The 20,860-nt window shown below is 58.9% G+C and carries 6 protein-coding genes, 1 tRNA gene, 6 rRNA genes and 2 pseudogenes; 10 read left to right on the forward strand and 5 right to left on the reverse strand.

Features of this window, described 5'->3' with window-relative positions:
- Nucleotides 1-264: 264 nt before the first annotated feature.
- A 23S ribosomal RNA gene (locus E9229_RS07595) occupies nucleotides 265-3,392 on the forward strand.
- Nucleotides 3,393-3,595: 203 nt separating this feature from the next.
- Nucleotides 3,596-3,712 (forward strand): 5S ribosomal RNA (gene rrf / locus E9229_RS07600).
- 49 nt (nucleotides 3,713-3,761) lie between these two features.
- Here rrf (E9229_RS07600) and E9229_RS20030 read toward each other — a convergent pair.
- The 4 genes and pseudogenes from E9229_RS20030 to E9229_RS19800 form a co-directional block, all read right to left on the reverse strand.
- Entirely contained in the window at nucleotides 3,762-4,013 is a 252-nt protein-coding gene (locus E9229_RS20030) for an ATP-binding protein (RefSeq protein ID WP_407671357.1), read from the reverse strand.
- A 111-nt stretch (nucleotides 4,014-4,124) separates the two neighbouring features.
- Nucleotides 4,125-5,582, reverse strand: a pseudogene (istA, locus tag E9229_RS07610) (IS21 family transposase).
- Between the two features lie 321 nt (nucleotides 5,583-5,903).
- Entirely contained in the window at nucleotides 5,904-6,119 is a 216-nt protein-coding gene (locus tag E9229_RS07615; protein ID WP_183510646.1) for a hypothetical protein, read from the reverse strand.
- Nucleotides 6,116-7,437 (reverse strand): annotated as a pseudogene (locus tag E9229_RS19800) (hypothetical protein). Before E9229_RS19800 ends, E9229_RS07615 begins: the two are co-directional and overlap by 4 nt.
- Before the next feature lie 1,251 nt (nucleotides 7,438-8,688).
- On the opposite strand from E9229_RS19800, the gene E9229_RS07625 reads away from it, so the two are divergent.
- The 8 genes from E9229_RS07625 (at nucleotide 8,689) to E9229_RS07660 (ending at nucleotide 18,863) form a co-directional block, all read left to right on the forward strand.
- Nucleotides 8,689-10,212: ribosomal RNA gene (locus tag E9229_RS07625) — 16S ribosomal RNA — on the forward strand.
- Between the two features lie 602 nt (nucleotides 10,213-10,814).
- Nucleotides 10,815-13,942 (forward strand): 23S ribosomal RNA (locus tag E9229_RS07630).
- Between the two features lie 215 nt (nucleotides 13,943-14,157).
- Nucleotides 14,158-14,274 (forward strand): 5S ribosomal RNA (gene rrf, locus E9229_RS07635).
- Together the 16S, 23S and 5S rRNA genes form the textbook arrangement of a ribosomal RNA operon.
- A 340-nt stretch (nucleotides 14,275-14,614) precedes the next feature.
- Entirely contained in the window at nucleotides 14,615-16,267 is a 1,653-nt protein-coding gene (gene istA / locus E9229_RS07640; RefSeq protein WP_183510647.1) for an IS21 family transposase, read from the forward strand.
- Nucleotides 16,260-17,033: an ATP-binding protein gene (locus E9229_RS07645; protein WP_183510337.1), complete on the forward strand. Its 774-nt coding sequence runs from the start codon at nucleotides 16,260-16,262 to the stop codon at nucleotides 17,031-17,033. The genes istA (E9229_RS07640) and E9229_RS07645 overlap by 8 nt, the downstream gene beginning before the upstream one ends.
- Nucleotides 17,034-17,400: 367 nt before the next feature.
- Nucleotides 17,401-17,517 (forward strand): 5S ribosomal RNA (gene rrf / locus E9229_RS07650).
- A 192-nt stretch (nucleotides 17,518-17,709) separates the two neighbouring features.
- On the forward strand, nucleotides 17,710-18,114 hold the full coding sequence (locus E9229_RS07655; RefSeq protein WP_183510648.1) for an SRPBCC domain-containing protein: 405 nt from the start codon (nucleotides 17,710-17,712) through the stop codon (nucleotides 18,112-18,114).
- A 672-nt stretch (nucleotides 18,115-18,786) separates the two neighbouring features.
- Nucleotides 18,787-18,863 (forward strand) — tRNA-Pro (locus E9229_RS07660).
- Nucleotides 18,864-19,453: 590 nt separating this feature from the next.
- Here the strand turns inward: E9229_RS07660 and E9229_RS07665 are convergent.
- Complete coding sequence (locus E9229_RS07665) at nucleotides 19,454-20,815, reverse strand: DUF4032 domain-containing protein (RefSeq protein WP_183510649.1); 1,362 nt, start codon at nucleotides 20,813-20,815, stop codon at nucleotides 19,454-19,456.
- Nucleotides 20,816-20,860: the final 45 nt, after the last annotated feature.

Here is a 20,860-nt window from a genome sequence, read left to right on the forward strand (position 1 = left end):
CCGCGCCGAATCATCCCGTGACGGGGTGGTGGTGCTGGTGGTGGGTGTGATGGGGTTGTTGTTTGGGAACTGCATAGTGGACGCGAGCATCTTGTATGCCACGTATCGTTGATCGCCTGCTTCTTCGGGAGGGGGTGTGAGAGGGTCGTGGAGCATGCAAAATAGCAATTTCTTTGATGATAGAAGACCCTGGACCGCACCTCGTGTGTGGTTCCGTTGGTTTTCTCGATATAAGTTAGTGTCTTTTTGATTTGACCTGTTTGTGGTCAAGTTTTTAAGGGCGCACGGTGAATGCCTTGGCATTGGGAGCCGAAGAAGGACGTGGGAATCTGCGATAAGCCTGGCGGAGTCGATAACCGGACGTTGATGCCAGGATTTCCGAATGGGGAAACCCCGTGCGGCGTCATGCCGCATGACCCGCAGCTGAACACATAGGCTGCGTGGAGGGAACGGGGGGAAGTGAAACATCTCAGTACCCCCAGGAAGAGAAAACAAAAGTGATTCCGTGAGTAGTGGCGAGCGAAAGCGGATGGGGCTAAACCGGTCCATGTGTGATAGCCGGCGGGCGTTGCATGGTCGGGGTTGTGGGACTATCCATGCCAGTGCTGCCGCACTGGCGGGGTGAGGTGCGAACATATAGGAGAACCTGTTTGAATGCAGGACCATAGGGGGTGAAAGTCCCGTATCCGTAATGTGTTTCGCCGCCCTGTGATGGTATCCCAAGTAGTACGGGGCCCGAGAAATCCCGTATGAATCTGTCAGGACCACCTGATAAGCCTAAATACTACCCAATGACCGATAGCGGAAAAGTACCGTGAGGGAAAGGTGAAAAGTACCCCGGGAGGGGAGTGAAATAGTACCTGAAACCGTGCGCTTACAATCCGTTGGAGCCTCCTTGTTGGGGTGACAGCGTGCCTTTTGAAGAATGAGCCTGCGAGTTAGTGTTACGTCGCGAGGTTAACCCGTGTGGGGAAGCCGTAGCGAAAGCGAGTCTGAATAGGGCGAGTTAGTGGCGTGATCTAGACCCGAAGCGAAGTGATCTACCCATGGCCAGGTTGAAGCGCGTGTAAGAGCGCGTGGAGGACCGAACCCACTTCAGTTGAAAATGGAGGGGATGAGCTGTGGGTAGGGGTGAAAGGCCAATCAAACTTCGTGATAGCTGGTTCTCCCCGAAATGCATTTAGGTGCAGCGTTGCGTGTTTCTTACCGGAGGTAGAGCTACTGGATGGCTAATGGGCCCTACAAGGTTACTGACGTCAGCCAAACTCCGAATGCCGGTAAGTGAGAGCGCAGCAGTGAGACTGTGGGGGATAAGCTTCATAGTCGAGAGGGAAACAGCCCAGAGCGCCAACTAAGGCCCCTAAGCGTGTGCTAAGTGGAAAAGGATGTGGAGTTGCGAAGACAACCAGGAGGTTGGCTTAGAAGCAGCCATCCTTGAAAGAGTGCGTAATAGCTCACTGGTCAAGTGATTCCGCGCCGACAATGTAGCGGGGCTCAAGCACACCGCCGAAGTTGCGTCATTCAGGTATGTGGTAGGCCTTCGTGGTCCAGCCGCCTGGATGGGTAGGGGAGCGTCGTGTGGGCAGTGAAGTCGCGGTGTAAACCAGCGGTGGAGCCCACACGAGTGAGAATGCAGGCATGAGTAGCGAAAGACGGGTGAGAAACCCGTCCGCCGAATGATCAAGGGTTCCAGGGTCAAGCTAATCTGCCCTGGGTAAGTCGGGACCTAAGGCGAGGCCGACAGGCGTAGTCGATGGACAACGGGTTGATATTCCCGTACCGGTAAAAAACCGCCCATACTAAGCCGGCGATGCTAACCGCCCCGAGCACCCACCAGATGACCTTCGGGTCATCTACCGGGTGTAAGGCGCGGGACCCGAGCCGGGGAGGTAAGCGTATTAACAGGTGTGACGCAGGAAGGTAGCCGAGCCAGGCAATGGAATTGACCTGGTCCAAGGATGTAGGGCGAGTCGTAGGCAAATCCGCGACTCATCTAAGCCTGAGACCCGATAGGCGCCCCCCTCGGGGGGTGATTCGGTGATCCTATGCTGCCAAGAAAAGCATCGACGCGAGGTTTTAGCCGCCCGTACCCCAAACCGACACAGGTGATCAGGTAGAGAATACTAAGGCGATCGAGAGAATCATGGTTAAGGAACTCGGCAAAATGCCCCCGTAACTTCGGGAGAAGGGGGGCCCCAACCTTGATGGAACTTCGCGTTCCGGAGGGGATCGGGGCCGCAGAGACCAGGGGGAAGCGACTGTTTACTAAAAACACAGGTCCGTGCGAAGTCGCAAGACGATGTATACGGACTGACTCCTGCCCGGTGCTGGAAGGTTAAGAGGACCGGTTAGCCGCAAGGCGAAGCTGAGAATTTAAGCCCCAGTAAACGGCGGTGGTAACTATAACCATCCTAAGGTAGCGAAATTCCTTGTCGGGTAAGTTCCGACCTGCACGAATGGAGTAACGACTTCCCCGCTGTCTCAACCATGAACTCGGCGAAATTGCACTACGAGTAAAGATGCTCGTTACGCGCAGCAGGACGGAAAGACCCCGAGACCTTTACTATAGTTTGGTATTGGTGTTCGGTGCAGCTTGTGTAGGATAGGTGGGAGACTGTGAAGCCGCAACGCTAGTTGTGGTGGAGTCATCGTTGAAATACCACTCTGGCTGTACCGGTCACCTAACTTCGGCCCATGATCTGGGTCAGGGACAGTGCCTGATGGGTAGTTTAACTGGGGCGGTTGCCTCCTAAAAAGTAACGGAGGCGCCCAAAGGTTCCCTCAGCCTGGTTGGCAATCAGGTGTCGAGTGTAAGTGCACAAGGGAGCTTGACTGTGAGAGCGACAGCTCGAGCAGGGACGAAAGTCGGGACTAGTGATCCGGCGGCACGTTGTGGAACGGCCGTCGCTCAACGGATAAAAGGTACCTCGGGGATAACAGGCTGATCTTGCCCAAGAGTCCATATCGACGGCATGGTTTGGCACCTCGATGTCGGCTCGTCGCATCCTGGGGCTGGAGTAGGTCCCAAGGGTTGGGCTGTTCGCCCATTAAAGCGGTACGCGAGCTGGGTTTAGAACGTCGTGAGACAGTTCGGTCCCTATCCGCTGCGCGCGCAGGAAATTTGAGAAGAGCTGTCCTTAGTACGAGAGGACCGGGACGGACGAACCTCTGGTGTGTCAGTTGTACTGCCAAGTGCACCGCTGATTGGCTACGTTCGGAAGGGATAACCGCTGAAAGCATCTAAGCGGGAAGCCCACTTCGAGATGAGATTTCCACGCACAATTTGTGTGAGAGGCCCCCAGCAGACCACTGGGTTGATAGGCGGGACGTGGAAGCGGGGACCAAAGACCCGTGAAGCCGACCCGTACTAATAGGCCGATGACTTACACCACAAACACCACCCTTCATGGGTGGCAAGATACGCTGCGTCCACTATGCGGTCCCGAGACAACAACCGTCTTGCAGGACTGAAAACACCGTACCGGTGCACACCCTCCCCTTCACGGGCAGGTGCGCACGCGGTATGAGCAACCACAGCATGACTGTGACCATGATTTTCCCCACCCGGGTCCCCCCGGGTGCGTGGAGCACGGGTTACGGCGGTCATAGCGTGGGGGAAACGCCCGGTCCCATACCGAACCCGGAAGCTAAGCCCCACTGCGCCGATGGTACTGCACTCGGGAGGGTGTGGGAGAGTAGGACACCGCCGAACATCTTTTCAGAGCCCATCCCCGGACCACCAGGTCCGGGGATGGCGCCGTTTAACCAGAAAACCACACCCCCCACCCCGGCCAAAAACACGAACCGAACCAAGCACTGTGTGTTCCGTCAGTCGTTGCTGTTGTGGACAGATGCGTCTTACCGGGCCCAACGTCCCCATAAAGGACCAGACCCTGAGCTCGCTCGATAAACTCCAACGATTCCAACGCCTCACGCCCGTGATCCTCGGGGAAATGGACGGAAAAATAGTCGAAACCCTTCAAGGCCTTCAACGCCGGCCACCAGCAACCCATACAGGTATTCACGCTGCTTCGGAGTGCCCTTCTTCGCCTGTTCGGCCAACGCCGAACCAGTCAACGAGACCTGCCTACCTGCCTCTATCAGGTCCTGAACACTCACGAGATTCATGCGCTGATCTCCGTCCTGGCGAACGTGTCATAGACGCTCAAATTTACATTCACATTCGCATCCGTCAGCTCGGGGCAGTGCGCCACCCGACGGGCCAGCATCCCCAACGAAGCCCGATCCAAGGAATGACCGCGTCGAATCAGGATATCCGCGGCACCGACCGAGGCCTGGAACCCGGTCGAAGAGGACGCAGCGTCCACCGCGTTCAACAGCCGGCGCCGATCGGTGGGGCCGACCGTTTCGAGCCAGTCACGCACCGGGTCACTGGCCAAGCTCCGCAACGGGGAATGGGACCGAGCCCTGGGCTTGTTCACCAGCAACTGCAATAAGGACGCCGGCTCGAAGATCGTCTCGTCCTGGCGGACGAAGGCCCTCGGGAAGGAACGGATCGGTTCGCAATGCTTATCTAGGATCTGCACCACGTCGCGGCGTAACCCCACCGTCAGGTTACGGCTATGGAAGGACGGCCCGACGGCGTAGGTATTTGAATCAATGAGGATGTTCCCGGTCTTATCGGCCTTCCTTGATTCATAGCGCACCGGGTCAAAACCAATACCCGGCAGTTCTAGGGATGCCGCCAAGTCATGGGCGAATAGCTCGGCCAGGGGGAGGCCCTTGCGGTAGTACACGGCACTGCCTAGCGCTCCGCACTGTTTAAGTAGCAGCTGGTTCAGCGCCTGCAGGCTGTTCGCTCCCGGTTCGGGGACCATGACATTCCGGCGTAGGGACCCGACCGTTTTTTCCACGTTGCCCTTCTCATGGCCTGAATCCGGGTTGCAGTACCGGGAAGATGAGCGGTAGTGGAGCTTGAACGTGCCGAATGGTTTGGACTTGACCACCTTGGTTCCCACCCATCGAGCGATACCGGTGGCATTGTCGAAGAGCAGCTCCCTGGGTGCGACGCCGATGTGCTCAAGGATGGTGTGCAGCCCTTGGCAGACACACTCGGCGGTTTCCTCGCGGTAGGCCTGAATTAATCGCATGTTTGAGAACTGGAAGGTGATCAGCAAGATGTGTAGGACCTGCCGGATCCTGGCCATCACCGCGTCCGGCTGCCCGAAGCCGACCTGCACGGTTCCAGGTAGCCAGAGAAGTCCGTTGAGGCCCTTCGCGGGGTTCCTGGTCGCTTCTTTGAATTTCTTCACGTGGCGTTAGACCGGTGAATAGGTGCCGGTGAAGCCGCGCTCTTCCACGAGCCGGTCAAAGACCCGTTTGGCGGTATGGCGCTGCTTGCGCCGGCGGCCAGCGTCCTCGATGAGCTACCGGTCAATGAGGTGATCGAAGCCGGTCAACTCCGAGCCCTGGCCTGGTCAGCGGTGCCGGTGGTCCTGGGGAGAAGTCCAGCTGGCCGGTGGAGTGGGTAACTGAATCTCATCCGATGCCTAGGGCGCGGGCGATTTTACGTCCGGAGACTGCCTCGGAGTCCAGTCTTCTGACCCTTCTTGAACGGACATGGGTACCGTCATCTTCTGTCCAGTCCTTCCAGCGCATACGCTTCGCAATGGCAGCACCGTAAGGAACTTATCGGGGGTGGCGGGCCCATGGCCTTTGACATTCTGGCCTGAGTCTTATCCGCGGGTGATCTTTTTGGGCCGGCCACCTGGCCCCGGGAAATGATGGGGGGGGTGGGTGGCAGGATTCATATCGCTCTTTCGGCAGGAAACCAGCCACTGACATGGCTGGGATTCTTGGCTGAAACGGCCCAGACTTAGTCGATCACACACAGGAGAGTGATGCATCCCAGATATCGAAGGTCTTCCCCGTGGGAATCCCGACTACTTGCGCCGGGTGACCGGCATGGGCCGGGCTCGGCCGACGGTTTCCTCAGTGAGCAAGGCCTTGATGATCACCATCGGTTCGCACCGCCGGGAACGGGCAGTAGCTAGCAACTCCGGGGCCAGCGCCCGGGCGTGGGGCATCTTCAGTTGCCGCATCAGCGCTTCCGGATTGGCGGGCAGCGGCGCGGCGCCAACCGCGGGGACATGGCTCATGCCGGACTCCTGTCAGTGGATGCAGCAAGCCCTGCCCAGCTGGAGCTCCCCTGGGTGAGAGAAGAATCCTCGCCTGAGGCATGGGCCTGGGCCCAATGCCCGGCGGCATTGATCAGTGAGGCCAGATCCCCGGTGGCAAACCGTTGGTGTACCACGGCCACCCCGAGTGCCTGGTCCAACGGGGCGGCGCCCGAAAAATCATGCCCAGGGCCATTTCCCTCGGTCCGTAGGATCCCACGTGCATGATTATCACCTTCGTATCCGTGCCGCTCCTGTGGAATCGCACGAACACCTGTGCATCCAACAGATGTGCCGGCACCGAATACTGGCAGTTCTCATAGGTGATTATGGCCGTGTTCGGTGGAACCTTGCGCGCCAAACCCAACGCGATCGTATGGGCGGTGTCTCACACTGCATGTAGGACAGGGCGTTCCTCCTGCAACGTCACCTCCGGAATCCGGGACCCGGGGCGCGGGGCGCGGGGCGCGGTGCTCGCGGTTGCTCAGCATATTCATGAATGCCGTGACGGATTCTTCTAGCTCGGCGAATGACCAGTATTGCTGGGAGCAAGTTGGTGTCCTTGGGAACCAGATCCGCCTTGGAGACCTTCACCGCTCCCTCACGCCCACCCGGACGCGGGGTCGGCAGGTTCCCAGGTCAAAACCGTGACTCCGAAATGACGGGCGAAAGCGACCGTTTGCTCATTACGCACCGGAACCTCGGCAGTGTGCTGGACAGTCACAGTTTTCTCGTTGACGGTCAGCACTTAGGTCGGCACCCCGCCCAAGATCCGGAACGGGCGGTCCAGCGCGGAGAAAATACGGCTGGCGGTCCGCCCGCAGGGCGATGACGATGCGGAACCTGAACCAGGCAAGCCAAGGCGACGAACAATACCGTCTTGGCCCTGTCGATGACCGGCCCGTCGCCAAAGTCGTCTTGGATGCACTGGCCCGGCTCGCTGATTCAAGGGCGGTGGACCCGTGGCATGCCGGCCTTGTATGCCGACCGGACCTGGGTCACCGAACGCCGAGTGGAACGCTCCGAGCCATTTTTGCCCATGGCGCCGAGCTTGCGGTGAACCACATCGGCGCGGACTCGGCCTTGGGAGGATTTACCCCATTCCTCGATCTTGGGCAGTCACACATCGGTGAGCCCCTTCCCGGGTTGCCGATTGATCGGAATCGGCCCCGGCGTCGCGTGCCTTCACGATGCGGGCGACGGTGTGGTGGGAGCAGCCGGTGAGTTCAGCGGTTGCGCGAAATGGTTTGGTCAGATCGTACGCAGCAAGTATTTCCATGATTTCCTTGGCATCCTTCATACGGTGCCTCTTTCTGGTTTGGACGCGAAGCAGACACTCGGTATCCAATCAAGAAGGGGCATTCCTCCTGCGATGACTGGTAGGGAGGAAGTGAATCATGCGGGCACTTAGCAGACCGTCGGTGGGCAGAACCCATGGCCGGCGGTGGGCGGAAGCGCTGGTCATCAGTGGGAAGTTATCTGGTCGCCCGTTGAGAGTTTTCATGGCCGCTAACACGGGGCTCCCTCCCGGTTCCTTACCGGGACGGAGCAAACCTTGCAGGCCGCGGTACTAGTATGAGGCTTCGGCTGATCCACACAAAGGCACGAGGGAGACCTTGACCTACTTCCATGGCATCTCCTGTGTAGGGATGCGCCGAGCACCACTCTCGGAGCGCTCTCAACGGGAGCGATTGGACGATGGACCACGATGCCCCCCTCGCCAGGATTCGAGATGTTGGGCTGAGTAGCCACACTGTGAGACTAACTTCGACAACGTGGGCAGAATGTGGACCGATCAAAACCGAAATGTCGGAGTATGCCTGGATTCAGAGCCAACCAGAGCCTCTGAAACCGGGTCCCGGGTGGATCTGTATCATTTGTTCGGTTTTGGACAACAGGAAAGGAGCTGATGTCGGGATCACTCTCACATGAATACACGGGTGGACTAGAAAGAGGAACGAAACCGTCCAAGCTATGATGGGGATCACTTTTCTAAGTTTGAGCGGGGAGAGTGCTTTGAAGGCTGAAGGGGGATCCTCTTCCCTTTGTTCGCAAGGAATTTCAAGGATTCGCCGTAGGTGTCCGTCGATTTGCCAGGGCGTCCGAACGCCTGTATTGTTTTCTAAGTCGCCGCGGCCAACACAGCAAGAAAGCCGCTGAAACAGCCGCCCGGCGACCGAATCTTCTAACAAACTCCCTTCGCATGGTTTTCTTGTCGCTGTCAGCGCGGAAAACCGGGAGGGAGTTGCGCCCCGGATTGCTGGTCAGGCCTTGAACGGCCGATTTGCTTCCGGGTGGCGGACACGGTAAGTTAGATAAGTTGCTCCAGAGCGAAGCGCCGGTGTTCCGGGTCGTGGAGGTTGGAAGCGTCTGTTGTTTGAGAACTCAATAGTGTGCCAAATTTGTTAACACCGATTTTATTATGTAATTGGTGAATGGTTTCGGGCTCCGCACCCCCGTGTGGAGGCTCGAGGCAATTTGCCGGGATTTTTTTACTTGGTGCAACCCGGTCGGCTTTTTCCAGTCGGCGTGTTGGTTGTGTCTGTATTTTTTTACGGAGAGTTTGATCCTGGCTCAGGATGAACGCTGGCGGCGTGCTTAACACATGCAAGTCGAACGATGAGGGGAGCTTGCTCTCCGATTAGTGGCGAACGGGTGAGTAACACGTGAGTAACCTGCCCTAGACTCTGGGATAAGCCCGGGAAACTGGGTCTAATACCGGATATGCACCGTAAGCCGCATGGTTTTTGGTGGAAAGATTTATCGGTCTGGGATGGACTCGCGGCCTATCAGCTTGTTGGTGAGGTAATGGCTCACCAAGGCGACGACGGGTAGCCGGCCTGAGAGGGTGACCGGCCACACTGGGACTGAGACACGGCCCAGACTCCTACGGGAGGCAGCAGTGGGGAATATTGCACAATGGGCGAAAGCCTGATGCAGCGACGCCGCGTGAGGGATGACGGCCTTCGGGTTGTAAACCTCTTTCAGTAGGGAAGAAGCGAAAGTGACGGTACCTGCAGAAGAAGCGCCGGCTAACTACGTGCCAGCAGCCGCGGTAATACGTAGGGCGCAAGCGTTATCCGGAATTATTGGGCGTAAAGAGCTCGTAGGCGGTTTGTCGCGTCTGCCGTGAAAGTCCGGGGCTCAACTCCGGATCTGCGGTGGGTACGGGCAGACTAGAGTGATGTAGGGGAGACTGGAATTCCTGGTGTAGCGGTGAAATGCGCAGATATCAGGAGGAACACCGATGGCGAAGGCAGGTCTCTGGGCATTAACTGACGCTGAGGAGCGAAAGCATGGGGAGCGAACAGGATTAGATACCCTGGTAGTCCATGCCGTAAACGTTGGGCACTAGGTGTGGGGGACATTCCACGTTTTCCGCGCCGTAGCTAACGCATTAAGTGCCCCGCCTGGGGAGTACGGCCGCAAGGCTAAAACTCAAAGGAATTGACGGGGGCCCGCACAAGCGGCGGAGCATGCGGATTAATTCGATGCAACGCGAAGAACCTTACCAAGGCTTGACATGTTCCGGATCGCCGTGGAAACACGGTTTCCCCTTTGGGGTCGGTTCACAGGTGGTGCATGGTTGTCGTCAGCTCGTGTCGTGAGATGTTGGGTTAAGTCCCGCAACGAGCGCAACCCTCGTTCTATGTTGCCAGCGGATTATGCCGGGGACTCATAGGAGACTGCCGGGGTCAACTCGGAGGAAGGTGGGGACGACGTCAAATCATCATGCCCCTTATGTCTTGGGCTTCACGCATGCTACAATGGCCGGTACAATGGGTTGCGATACTGTGAGGTGGAGCTAATCCCAAAAAGCCGGTCTCAGTTCGGATTGGGGTCTGCAACTCGACCCCATGAAGTCGGAGTCGCTAGTAATCGCAGATCAGCAACGCTGCGGTGAATACGTTCCCGGGCCTTGTACACACCGCCCGTCAAGTCACGAAAGTTGGTAACACCCGAAGCCGGTGGCCTAACCCCTTGTGGGAGGGAGCCGTCGAAGGTGGGACCGGCGATTGGGACTAAGTCGTAACAAGGTAGCCGTACCGGAAGGTGCGGCTGGATCACCTCCTTTCTAAGGAGCAACTAGCAGGTACGGTTCATCCACAGTGGTGTTCACGGCGTGTTCAGTGCTGCCCGTTTCCACCACTTGTGTTGGTGGACGGGTGCTCATGGGTGGAATGTTAACAGGTAATGGCCGGGTTTCTTCCTGGTTGGTTTTCCTAGTACGCCGCACTTGTGTGGTGGGAACGGGGAGCTGGTCGGTGGGGGGTTCGGTCTCTTGGCACACTGTTGGGTCCTGAGGCAACAGGACATGCATGTTTACTTGCTCGTCTCTCACCGTTGTGGTGGGGGGTGAGTGGTGGTGTGTGTGGGCTGTTTGTTTCTGGTTGTCCCCGCGCATGGCCTAAGCCGCGCCGAATCATCCCGTGACGGGGTGGTGGTGCTGGTGGTGGGTGTGATGGGGTTGTTGTTTGGGAACTGCATAGTGGACGCGAGCATCTTGTATGCCACGTATCGTTGATCGCCTGCTTCTTCGGGAGGGGGTGTGAGAGGGTCGTGGAGCATGCAAAATAGCAATTTCTTTGATGATAGAAGACCCTGGACCGCACCTCGTGTGTGGTTCCGTTGGTTTTCTCGATATAAGTTAGTGTCTTTTTGATTTGACCTGTTTGTGGTCAAGTTTTTAAGGGCGCACGGTGAATGCCTTGGCATTGGGAGCCGAAGAAGGACGTGGGAATCTGCGATAAGCCTGGCGGAGTCGATAACCGGACGTTGATGCCAGGATTTCCGAATGGGGAAACCCCGTGCGGCGTCATGCCGCATGACCCGCAGCTGAACACATAGGCTGCGTGGAGGGAACGGGGGGAAGTGAAACATCTCAGTACCCCCAGGAAGAGAAAACAAAAGTGATTCCGTGAGTAGTGGCGAGCGAAAGCGGATGGGGCTAAACCGGTCCATGTGTGATAGCCGGCGGGCGTTGCATGGTCGGGGTTGTGGGACTATCCATGCCAGTGCTGCCGCACTGGCGGGGTGAGGTGCGAACATATAGGAGAACCTGTTTGAATGCAGGACCATAGGGGGTGAAAGTCCCGTATCCGTAATGTGTTTCGCCGCCCTGTGATGGTATCCCAAGTAGTACGGGGCCCGAGAAATCCCGTATGAATCTGTCAGGACCACCTGATAAGCCTAAATACTACCCAATGACCGATAGCGGAAAAGTACCGTGAGGGAAAGGTGAAAAGTACCCCGGGAGGGGAGTGAAATAGTACCTGAAACCGTGCGCTTACAATCCGTTGGAGCCTCCTTGTTGGGGTGACAGCGTGCCTTTTGAAGAATGAGCCTGCGAGTTAGTGTTACGTCGCGAGGTTAACCCGTGTGGGGAAGCCGTAGCGAAAGCGAGTCTGAATAGGGCGAGTTAGTGGCGTGATCTAGACCCGAAGCGAAGTGATCTACCCATGGCCAGGTTGAAGCGCGTGTAAGAGCGCGTGGAGGACCGAACCCACTTCAGTTGAAAATGGAGGGGATGAGCTGTGGGTAGGGGTGAAAGGCCAATCAAACTTCGTGATAGCTGGTTCTCCCCGAAATGCATTTAGGTGCAGCGTTGCGTGTTTCTTACCGGAGGTAGAGCTACTGGATGGCTAATGGGCCCTACAAGGTTACTGACGTCAGCCAAACTCCGAATGCCGGTAAGTGAGAGCGCAGCAGTGAGACTGTGGGGGATAAGCTTCATAGTCGAGAGGGAAACAGCCCAGAGCGCCAACTAAGGCCCCTAAGCGTGTGCTAAGTGGAAAAGGATGTGGAGTTGCGAAGACAACCAGGAGGTTGGCTTAGAAGCAGCCATCCTTGAAAGAGTGCGTAATAGCTCACTGGTCAAGTGATTCCGCGCCGACAATGTAGCGGGGCTCAAGCACACCGCCGAAGTTGCGTCATTCAGGTATGTGGTAGGCCTTCGTGGTCCAGCCGCCTGGATGGGTAGGGGAGCGTCGTGTGGGCAGTGAAGTCGCGGTGTAAACCAGCGGTGGAGCCCACACGAGTGAGAATGCAGGCATGAGTAGCGAAAGACGGGTGAGAAACCCGTCCGCCGAATGATCAAGGGTTCCAGGGTCAAGCTAATCTGCCCTGGGTAAGTCGGGACCTAAGGCGAGGCCGACAGGCGTAGTCGATGGACAACGGGTTGATATTCCCGTACCGGTAAAAAACCGCCCATACTAAGCCGGCGATGCTAACCGCCCCGAGCACCCACCAGATGACCTTCGGGTCATCTACCGGGTGTAAGGCGCGGGACCCGAGCCGGGGAGGTAAGCGTATTAACAGGTGTGACGCAGGAAGGTAGCCGAGCCAGGCAATGGAATTGACCTGGTCCAAGGATGTAGGGCGAGTCGTAGGCAAATCCGCGACTCATCTAAGCCTGAGACCCGATAGGCGCCCCCCTCGGGGGGTGATTCGGTGATCCTATGCTGCCAAGAAAAGCATCGACGCGAGGTTTTAGCCGCCCGTACCCCAAACCGACACAGGTGATCAGGTAGAGAATACTAAGGCGATCGAGAGAATCATGGTTAAGGAACTCGGCAAAATGCCCCCGTAACTTCGGGAGAAGGGGGGCCCCAACCTTGATGGAACTTCGCGTTCCGGAGGGGATCGGGGCCGCAGAGACCAGGGGGAAGCGACTGTTTACTAAAAACACAGGTCCGTGCGAAGTCGCAAGACGATGTATACGGACTGACTCCTGCCCGGTGCTGGAAGGTTAAGAGGACCGGTTAGCCGCAAGGCGAAGCTGAGAATTTAAGCCCCAGTAAACGGCGGTGGTAACTATAACCATCCTAAGGTAGCGAAATTCCTTGTCGGGTAAGTTCCGACCTGCACGAATGGAGTAACGACTTCCCCGCTGTCTCAACCATGAACTCGGCGAAATTGCACTACGAGTAAAGATGCTCGTTACGCGCAGCAGGACGGAAAGACCCCGAGACCTTTACTATAGTTTGGTATTGGTGTTCGGTGCAGCTTGTGTAGGATAGGTGGGAGACTGTGAAGCCGCAACGCTAGTTGTGGTGGAGTCATCGTTGAAATACCACTCTGGCTGTACCGGTCACCTAACTTCGGCCCATGATCTGGGTCAGGGACAGTGCCTGATGGGTAGTTTAACTGGGGCGGTTGCCTCCTAAAAAGTAACGGAGGCGCCCAAAGGTTCCCTCAGCCTGGTTGGCAATCAGGTGTCGAGTGTAAGTGCACAAGGGAGCTTGACTGTGAGAGCGACAGCTCGAGCAGGGACGAAAGTCGGGACTAGTGATCCGGCGGCACGTTGTGGAACGGCCGTCGCTCAACGGATAAAAGGTACCTCGGGGATAACAGGCTGATCTTGCCCAAGAGTCCATATCGACGGCATGGTTTGGCACCTCGATGTCGGCTCGTCGCATCCTGGGGCTGGAGTAGGTCCCAAGGGTTGGGCTGTTCGCCCATTAAAGCGGTACGCGAGCTGGGTTTAGAACGTCGTGAGACAGTTCGGTCCCTATCCGCTGCGCGCGCAGGAAATTTGAGAAGAGCTGTCCTTAGTACGAGAGGACCGGGACGGACGAACCTCTGGTGTGTCAGTTGTACTGCCAAGTGCACCGCTGATTGGCTACGTTCGGAAGGGATAACCGCTGAAAGCATCTAAGCGGGAAGCCCACTTCGAGATGAGATTTCCACGCACAATTTGTGTGAGAGGCCCCCAGCAGACCACTGGGTTGATAGGCGGGACGTGGAAGCGGGGACCAAAGACCCGTGAAGCCGACCCGTACTAATAGGCCGATGACTTACACCACAAACACCACCCTTCGTGGGTGGCAAGATACGCTGCGTCCACTATGCGGTCCCGAGACAACAACCGTCTCCAGGACTGAACCAAACAGATCCATGCACCCTTCGTCCTTGACGGGCGGTGGATGGGTCGGGGCAGGAAACTGCCCGCATGAACCACAGCATGACTGTGACCTTGATTTTCCCCACCCGGGTCCCCCCGGATGCGTGGAGCACGGGTTACGGCGGTCATAGCGTGGGGGAAACGCCCGGTCCCATACCGAACCCGGAAGCTAAGCCCCACTGCGCCGATGGTACTGCACTCGGGAGGGTGTGGGAGAGTAGGACACCGCCGAACATCTTTTCAGAGCCCATCCCCGGACCACCAGGTCCGGGGATGGCGTCGTTTAACCAGAAAACCAATCCGAGAGTTATGCCAGGTGTCCAAAAACACCAGTCGATTCAATGGCGGGCCCCCAAGCTTCCTGGAGATAGGGAAGGTTAGGCCCAAAGCCTTCGGGAGTACTGTGCACAATGACGATCGCCTGCCGGCTGTTTAGACGGAGCTTTTGGTAGCACGTGCGTAACGATCCGGTAGCACGCGTGTAAGCAACCGGTAGCGCTTCGGGACGTTCAAAGTCAGGATTGCTTTCACCCACGACACCAGGTCGGGGACAGTGAAAGGAAGACTGACGGTAATGGCTGACTACAGACACATCATGGCCCTGCTGGTGCAGGGCCATTCGTACCGACAGGTCCAAGGCAGGGCAGGCTGCTCGCACCGCACGATCGCCAAGGCCAGCCGGGTCCTTGCCGATCAAAAGCTGACCACCCGTGAGCAGATCGACGCGCTCACCGATGAGGACCTCGACCGGCTGTTCGACGACGGCCGCAAGGCCGTGAGCGGTGAGTTCGTCCCCGTCAATGTCGAGGCCGTGGTGAAGGCACGCATCGGTCGGAAGAAGCCACCGTTGAAAGTCTTGTGGGCCCGCTACCTGGACACCGCGCACACAGACTCCGCCCGGTTTTACGGCTATGAGCGGTTCTGCCAGATTATTGCCGAGCACGTCAAGGTCAACGACCTGACCAGCCCGCTGTCCCACGAACCCGGACACACGATGCAGGTCGACTGGGCCGGCACCAAGATGCAGCTGACCGATCCGATCACCCAGGAAACCACGAAGGTCTCGCTCTTCGTGGCGTCCTTACCGTATTCGGGAATGATCTTCGCCTACGGGTCCCTGGATGAGAAGCTTCCCGCCTGGTGCCAGCTGCACCGGAAGGCCTTTGAATACTTTGAGGGTGTCAGCCAGCTGGTCATTCCCGATAACGCCTCGACCGCATCGAACCAGATCAGCCGGTATGAAAAGGCCCGGGATGTGAACCAATCCTATGAGGCCTTCCTTGAGTACTATCAAACCGCGGCAGTCCCGACCGGCGCGTATAAGCCGCAGGAGAAAGGCAACGTCGAGGCGGGGGTTAAGGTCTCGACCAATTGGATCATCCACTACCTGCAGGGGCGGCGTTTCGCGGGTCTGGATGAGCTGAACGAGGCCGTGGCCGAACAGGTGGAGATGATCAATGACCGCACGCCCTTTCGCGGGGAGAACCGCTCCCGACGCGATTGGTTCCAGGATGCTGAACGCCACGAACTCATCGGCCTCCCGGCCGAGCCGTGGCAGCAGGTTTACTGGCGCAAGGCGAAAGTCTCCAGGGACTGGCACGTGCAGGTCGACACGGTTAAATATTCGGTTCCGCACCAGCTCGCCGGGCAGATCCTGGACGTGCGGATCGTGGGTGAGCAGGTCACCGTGCTTGCCGGTGGGCTCGTGGTTGCTTCGCACCGGCGTGGTGCGCAGCGTCATTCCTACGTCACCGATCCCGAACATGCGCCGCACGGGTATGAGGACATCTCACTGCTCTGGACCCGTGCCTATTTCATCCGGCAAGCAACAAAGGTCGGCCCCTACACGGTTCAGGCGCTGGCTCGGTTGCTGGATCGGAAAAAGATCGAAGCGCAGGGCTACCGCTCCTGCATGAACATCCTGGCACTGGGCAAGGGCAACAACCGCGCCCTGCTGGAGCAGGCCTGCCATGACCTCTGCGTGCAAGACGAGCGGAACCCTGTCAGTTATACCGCGCTCAAACATCGCATCACCGCCCTGCGGGCGGCCTACGCCGGGCGTCCGGGCGTGAGCGCACCGGCATCGCCGCAGTCCGGCGCGGGGCCGGTGACCGCGGGTGCCAGGGATACCAGCAGCGCCCATCTGGGCGGGATCTCGCAGTTCAGTCTCGAGGCCTTGAGAAGCACCGCCGCAACCGAGGAAACGAAGGAGGAGGACCATGCTTGATCATCATCTGACCGACGATGACATGGGGCTGTTTACCGGGTTGCGGATGACAGCGTTCGGCCAAAGCGTCATCGACATCGCCAACGACTCGGCCTATGACGAATGGACGTTTTCGCGCAAGGTCCGTCATGCACTGGATCAGGAGATCGCGGCCCGGGCCCAGCGTCGGGTGGTGAAGCTGCTCAAGGAATCGAAAACGCCGAACCCTGCTGCCTGTGTTGAAGACATCCACTACCTGCCGGACCGGAGCCTGAACCGGGAGGTCGTGGCACGGCTCGCGTCCTGCCAGTGGATCGAGCACACCACGAACCTGGTGATCCTGGGCAAATCAAGCGTCGGCAAATCGTATTTGGCCCAAGCCCTGGTCAACGCGGCCTGCCGGCACGACTACACGGCTCGCTACTTCCGACTTGATGACCTGGCGAACAAGCTCGCGGTTTATCGTCGGGGTGATGCCGAACGGCTGACGTTCCTGGGCAGCCTGCACGACTGCGATGTTCTGGTCCTGGATGACTTCTTGACCACGCCGATTAGCCCGGAGACCGCGAGCGAACTGCTCAATATCCTGGCGGGGCGCGAACACCGTGGCGCCACGGTGGTGACTTCTCAGTTCGATCCCGAGGACTGGTACAAGTCGCTGCATGATGCGGTGATCGCCGAATCGATCCTCAACCGCATCGTTTCCAGCAGTGAGTTGGTCCAGCTTGATGGGCCCAATATGCGTCGGCGTAAGCATACGGGTCCGGGAGATGAGCCGGTGAGCTGAAGCGATCGGTGCTGGCGCGAGGGCTCGGTGCTACCGGGTCCTCGCACCGGTGCTACCGTTTCGCTCCACATGCGCTACCGAAAGCTCCGTCTATACATGCCGGCGTCGGAAGTGCCGGCGTCCCGTTCGGACCATGTCGGGAGCCTGGTGGACGTCGAGTTGATCGAGTCGACGACGATGGTTCCGCCCCCGGATCAAGTGGCCAGCATGGCGTCAGGGGTTGAAGTAGGCCTAGTGGCTAGCGTCACTAGGCATGAATGCGGTTTTGGTAGGCGAGGCTCGAAATCTGGGCTATGCTTGATATTGCAAGATCCACTGAAATGACAGTGACTCAAAGATTTCCCCCAGTAACGGGTGGACATAGAGTTACGGCGGTCATAGCGTGGGGGAAACGCCCGGTCCCATACCGAACCCGGAAGCTAAGCCCCACTGCGCCGATGGTACTGCACTCGGGAGGGTGTGGGAGAGTAGGACACCGCCGAACATCTTTTCCAAGACCCCCAAGCATGGCTTGGGGGTCTTGATGTTTAACTGCCCAAATGAAGTTCGTGGACGGCGCACCCTTCAATGGAGAAGCGGCTAACCTTGAAGTATGGACGGACTATTTTCGCACGCTGAACCAACTTCCGCCGGAGGTCAGGATGACCGGCCAACGCCACCCGCGAGAGTCCACGTAGTGAGCGTCCCCGTTCCTGCTGACCAGGCCTTCGAAGGCTTCGTTGATTACGTCCATCTTTGGTGGCCACTCGGCAAGTTCTCCGCTCTGGGGCCGGGAAGCCATGTGGGATTCGAAGACAACGGTCTCATCGAGGAATCCGACGACGGACGTGTGAGTCTGTGGGGAACAGTCGAGCGGATAGAGCCACCGCATGTACTGGAACTTTCGTTTACGTTGGGGATGGAGCAGCATCCCGCCACCCGAGTGCACTTGGATGTGCGAAGCGTGGGGCCGGGCTCCGAAGTTACCCTGACCCACGACGGATGGAGCGGTGGCGAGGCCGGGCTGCAGCAGTACGAGAAGTACTCCGAATGGCCCGAAGTCCTTTCCTATTACGCCCGCTTCATGGGCGGTCACAGCTAGGCGTCGCGCACCCTGCGGTAGAGCCTTCGTGAATCTGCGTCAATGCATACCAGGCGCCATCCATGGAAGGGGCCGCGTGGGCCCCGCTCGTCCGTTGCCGCGGGTATCAAAAATCTGACGCGGTGTGGACCGCTCGTGTGAGCCTTTTGGCGCCTTGTTGGGTAGGTGGATGCCCTGTGGGGCCTCCCGGGCGGGGTGTGTGTCCGATCCATTGCCCGGGGCCTAGCGTAGCTGGTTCGCGATCGGCCGCACCGCGCTCCGGCCAGCGCCGTGAGGCCACACCGAGAAGGTGCCGGCACCAAGCGCACGGGCGTTGTGCCGACCCGTGCTGCCGACAGTGGTTGAGCACTTCCATCAGGCCTTCATTTTCGTCCGAGATGAGATCTTGCTGGCCCCGGCGTAGCGCCCAGTTCCACGCCTGGTGGTGCGACTTCGGAGAATTTCGGAAACGTTGACGTTGGTCGATTTTGATCCATGTGGGGGAGGTCACCTCGTGGCGTTTCATCGAATGTGGACTCGCGAAAATGCCTGTATTCCTGCGGGAAACCATGCTGCTTTTAGGGCCGGATCGAATTGAGGGTCAGGGAAAAGCTGCTCCTTGGCGCATTCGAGAATCCTCGATTGGTTATTTCCCCGAAGACCCGGTAAACTCGATTCTCGTTGGTAAAACACCGGGATGTGGCGCAGCTTGGTAGCGCGCGTCGTTCGGGACGACGAGGTCGCAGGTTCAAATCCTGTCATCCCGACCAATGAAGGCCCCGCTGGAACTTCGGTTCGAGCGGGGCCTGTCCCATTTCTAGTGGATATGTGCCGCTCGATCCGGCTGCCCGGGCCGAGGGATCAGTCCGAGGGAATTCGAATACCGTGACAACCTCCTGGTCCTCGGCGAGCCCTGACAGCGGGCGGGTAGGGCCGTGAGCTTTCCGGCTGCTGACATCCACCCACCAGAGTTGACTGGTGCCGTTGGGCTGCCGTGGGGCCCGACCTCTGCGTGTGCGATGCCGCCGGCGCCCACTGGTAAGCCCCTGGGGATGCGTAGGGGGACAATGGCACAGTGTCAGGGCTCCGACCCGGAACGGGAATCCCGGCCTTCGTCCGCGAGCATCAACACGGCTCGGCGCCGCCGGGGATGGCCGCGCCACGTTTGCCTGGACTGCCCTGTTGATTTAGTAGGTGAATGATCACCCGATGTTTTATCTCCTACTGATGTGTGGGTCACGCCGGAGGCCCCCACAGTCGGTACCGGTACCGACACCGACTGGCAGCTGAGGCAGGGCGATTCCGGGCCGGGCGCTGCGGTGGGCAAGCTACCCCGGGATCGACGTCCCATGAACGGCGCTCATCCGGCATCGTCCCGGTACATGGCGCCCTGTTCGAGTGACCGGAGCACCTCGATCGGGGGATTAAGCATGATCGCCGCCTCGTCGCGGCGGTGCACCAGCACGTCCTGGACGTAGGACTCCACTGCCTGGGTCAGCGGGACGTTGGACCCGATGCTCTCGGAGATCTGCCAGCGGTGCTCGAGTACCTCATACACGAGTTGTGCCGGCTCTAGCTTGCCCTGCAGCTCGCGCGGGATTGCCTGGGTGATCTTCACGAAGACGTGTGTGACCCAGTGCGCGGCGGAGATCTCCTCATCCGTGTCCGGGAATTTCTTGGCACGGTGTGCATCCAGGTCGTTGAGCAGTCGGCGGGCCTGACCCTCCTCGACATCCAGCCCGGTCAGCCGCAGCAACCGCCGGGTGTGGTGCCCCGCATCGACCACCTTGGGCTGGATCGAGAACCGTCCGCCGTCGGAGGTCGTCTTCAGCGAGATCTCTTCCACATCAAAGCCCAGCTCGTTGAGCCGGCGGATGCGTTCCTCCACGCGCCAGCGCTCGGACAGGTCGATGGTGTCCTTGCGGGTGATCTCCGCCCACAGCCCGCGGTAGGCGTCCATGATCAGTTCACTGGTGGCCACGGGGTCCACCGATTCCTCGATTAGCCCGGCCTCCATCAGATCCATCAATTCACCGGCGATGTTCACCCGGGCGATCTCCAGGTCGTATTCGCGCTGGCCCCCGGAGAGCTCGGGGTAGAGCTCGCCGGTCTCCGCGTCCACCAGGTAGGCGGCAAAGGCCGCGGCATCGCGGCGGAACAGGGTATTGGACAGTGAGACGTCGCCCCAGTAGAAACCGGCCAGGTGCAGCCGCACCAGCAGAAGCGCCTGCGCATCGATGAGCCGGGTCAACGTGGCCCGGCGGAGCCGCTGCGAGAAGAGGGCGCGGTACGGCAACGAATACTTCAGGTGCCGGGTGACCAGGACGGGATCCAGCTCATTGCCCTGAAGGTCGCGGCGCCCGGTGATCACCGCGACCGGTTCCACGCATGGGACGTCCAGTCGGCGCAGCTTACGCAGCATGTGGTATTCGTGCCGGGCCACGTGTTCGCCGGTTTCCTTCACGGCGATCACACCCTCGCCCAGTAGCGCGAAGCGCACGATGTGCCGGGAGATGCCGCGCGGTAGGGCGGCCAGGTTCTCCGCCGGCCAGTCCTCCAACGCTATATGCCAGGGCAGCTCGAGCAGTGCCGGATCGGCCGTGGCAGAGGTGATGTTCAGTGAACCGGCCAGTGGTGCCGGGCTGCCGGAATCACGCGGGAGCTTGCCCCGCTGCTGGTAGTTGGTCGGCTCGTCGTTCCATTGTGCTTTGTGGCGCGGCATCTGTTGCCTTTCCTTCATGCTGCGGATACGACAACGGCGGCCCAG

The organism is Paeniglutamicibacter cryotolerans, assembly GCF_014190875.1.
In the GTDB taxonomy this organism is placed as follows: Bacteria; Actinomycetota; Actinomycetes; order Actinomycetales; family Micrococcaceae; genus Paeniglutamicibacter; species Paeniglutamicibacter cryotolerans.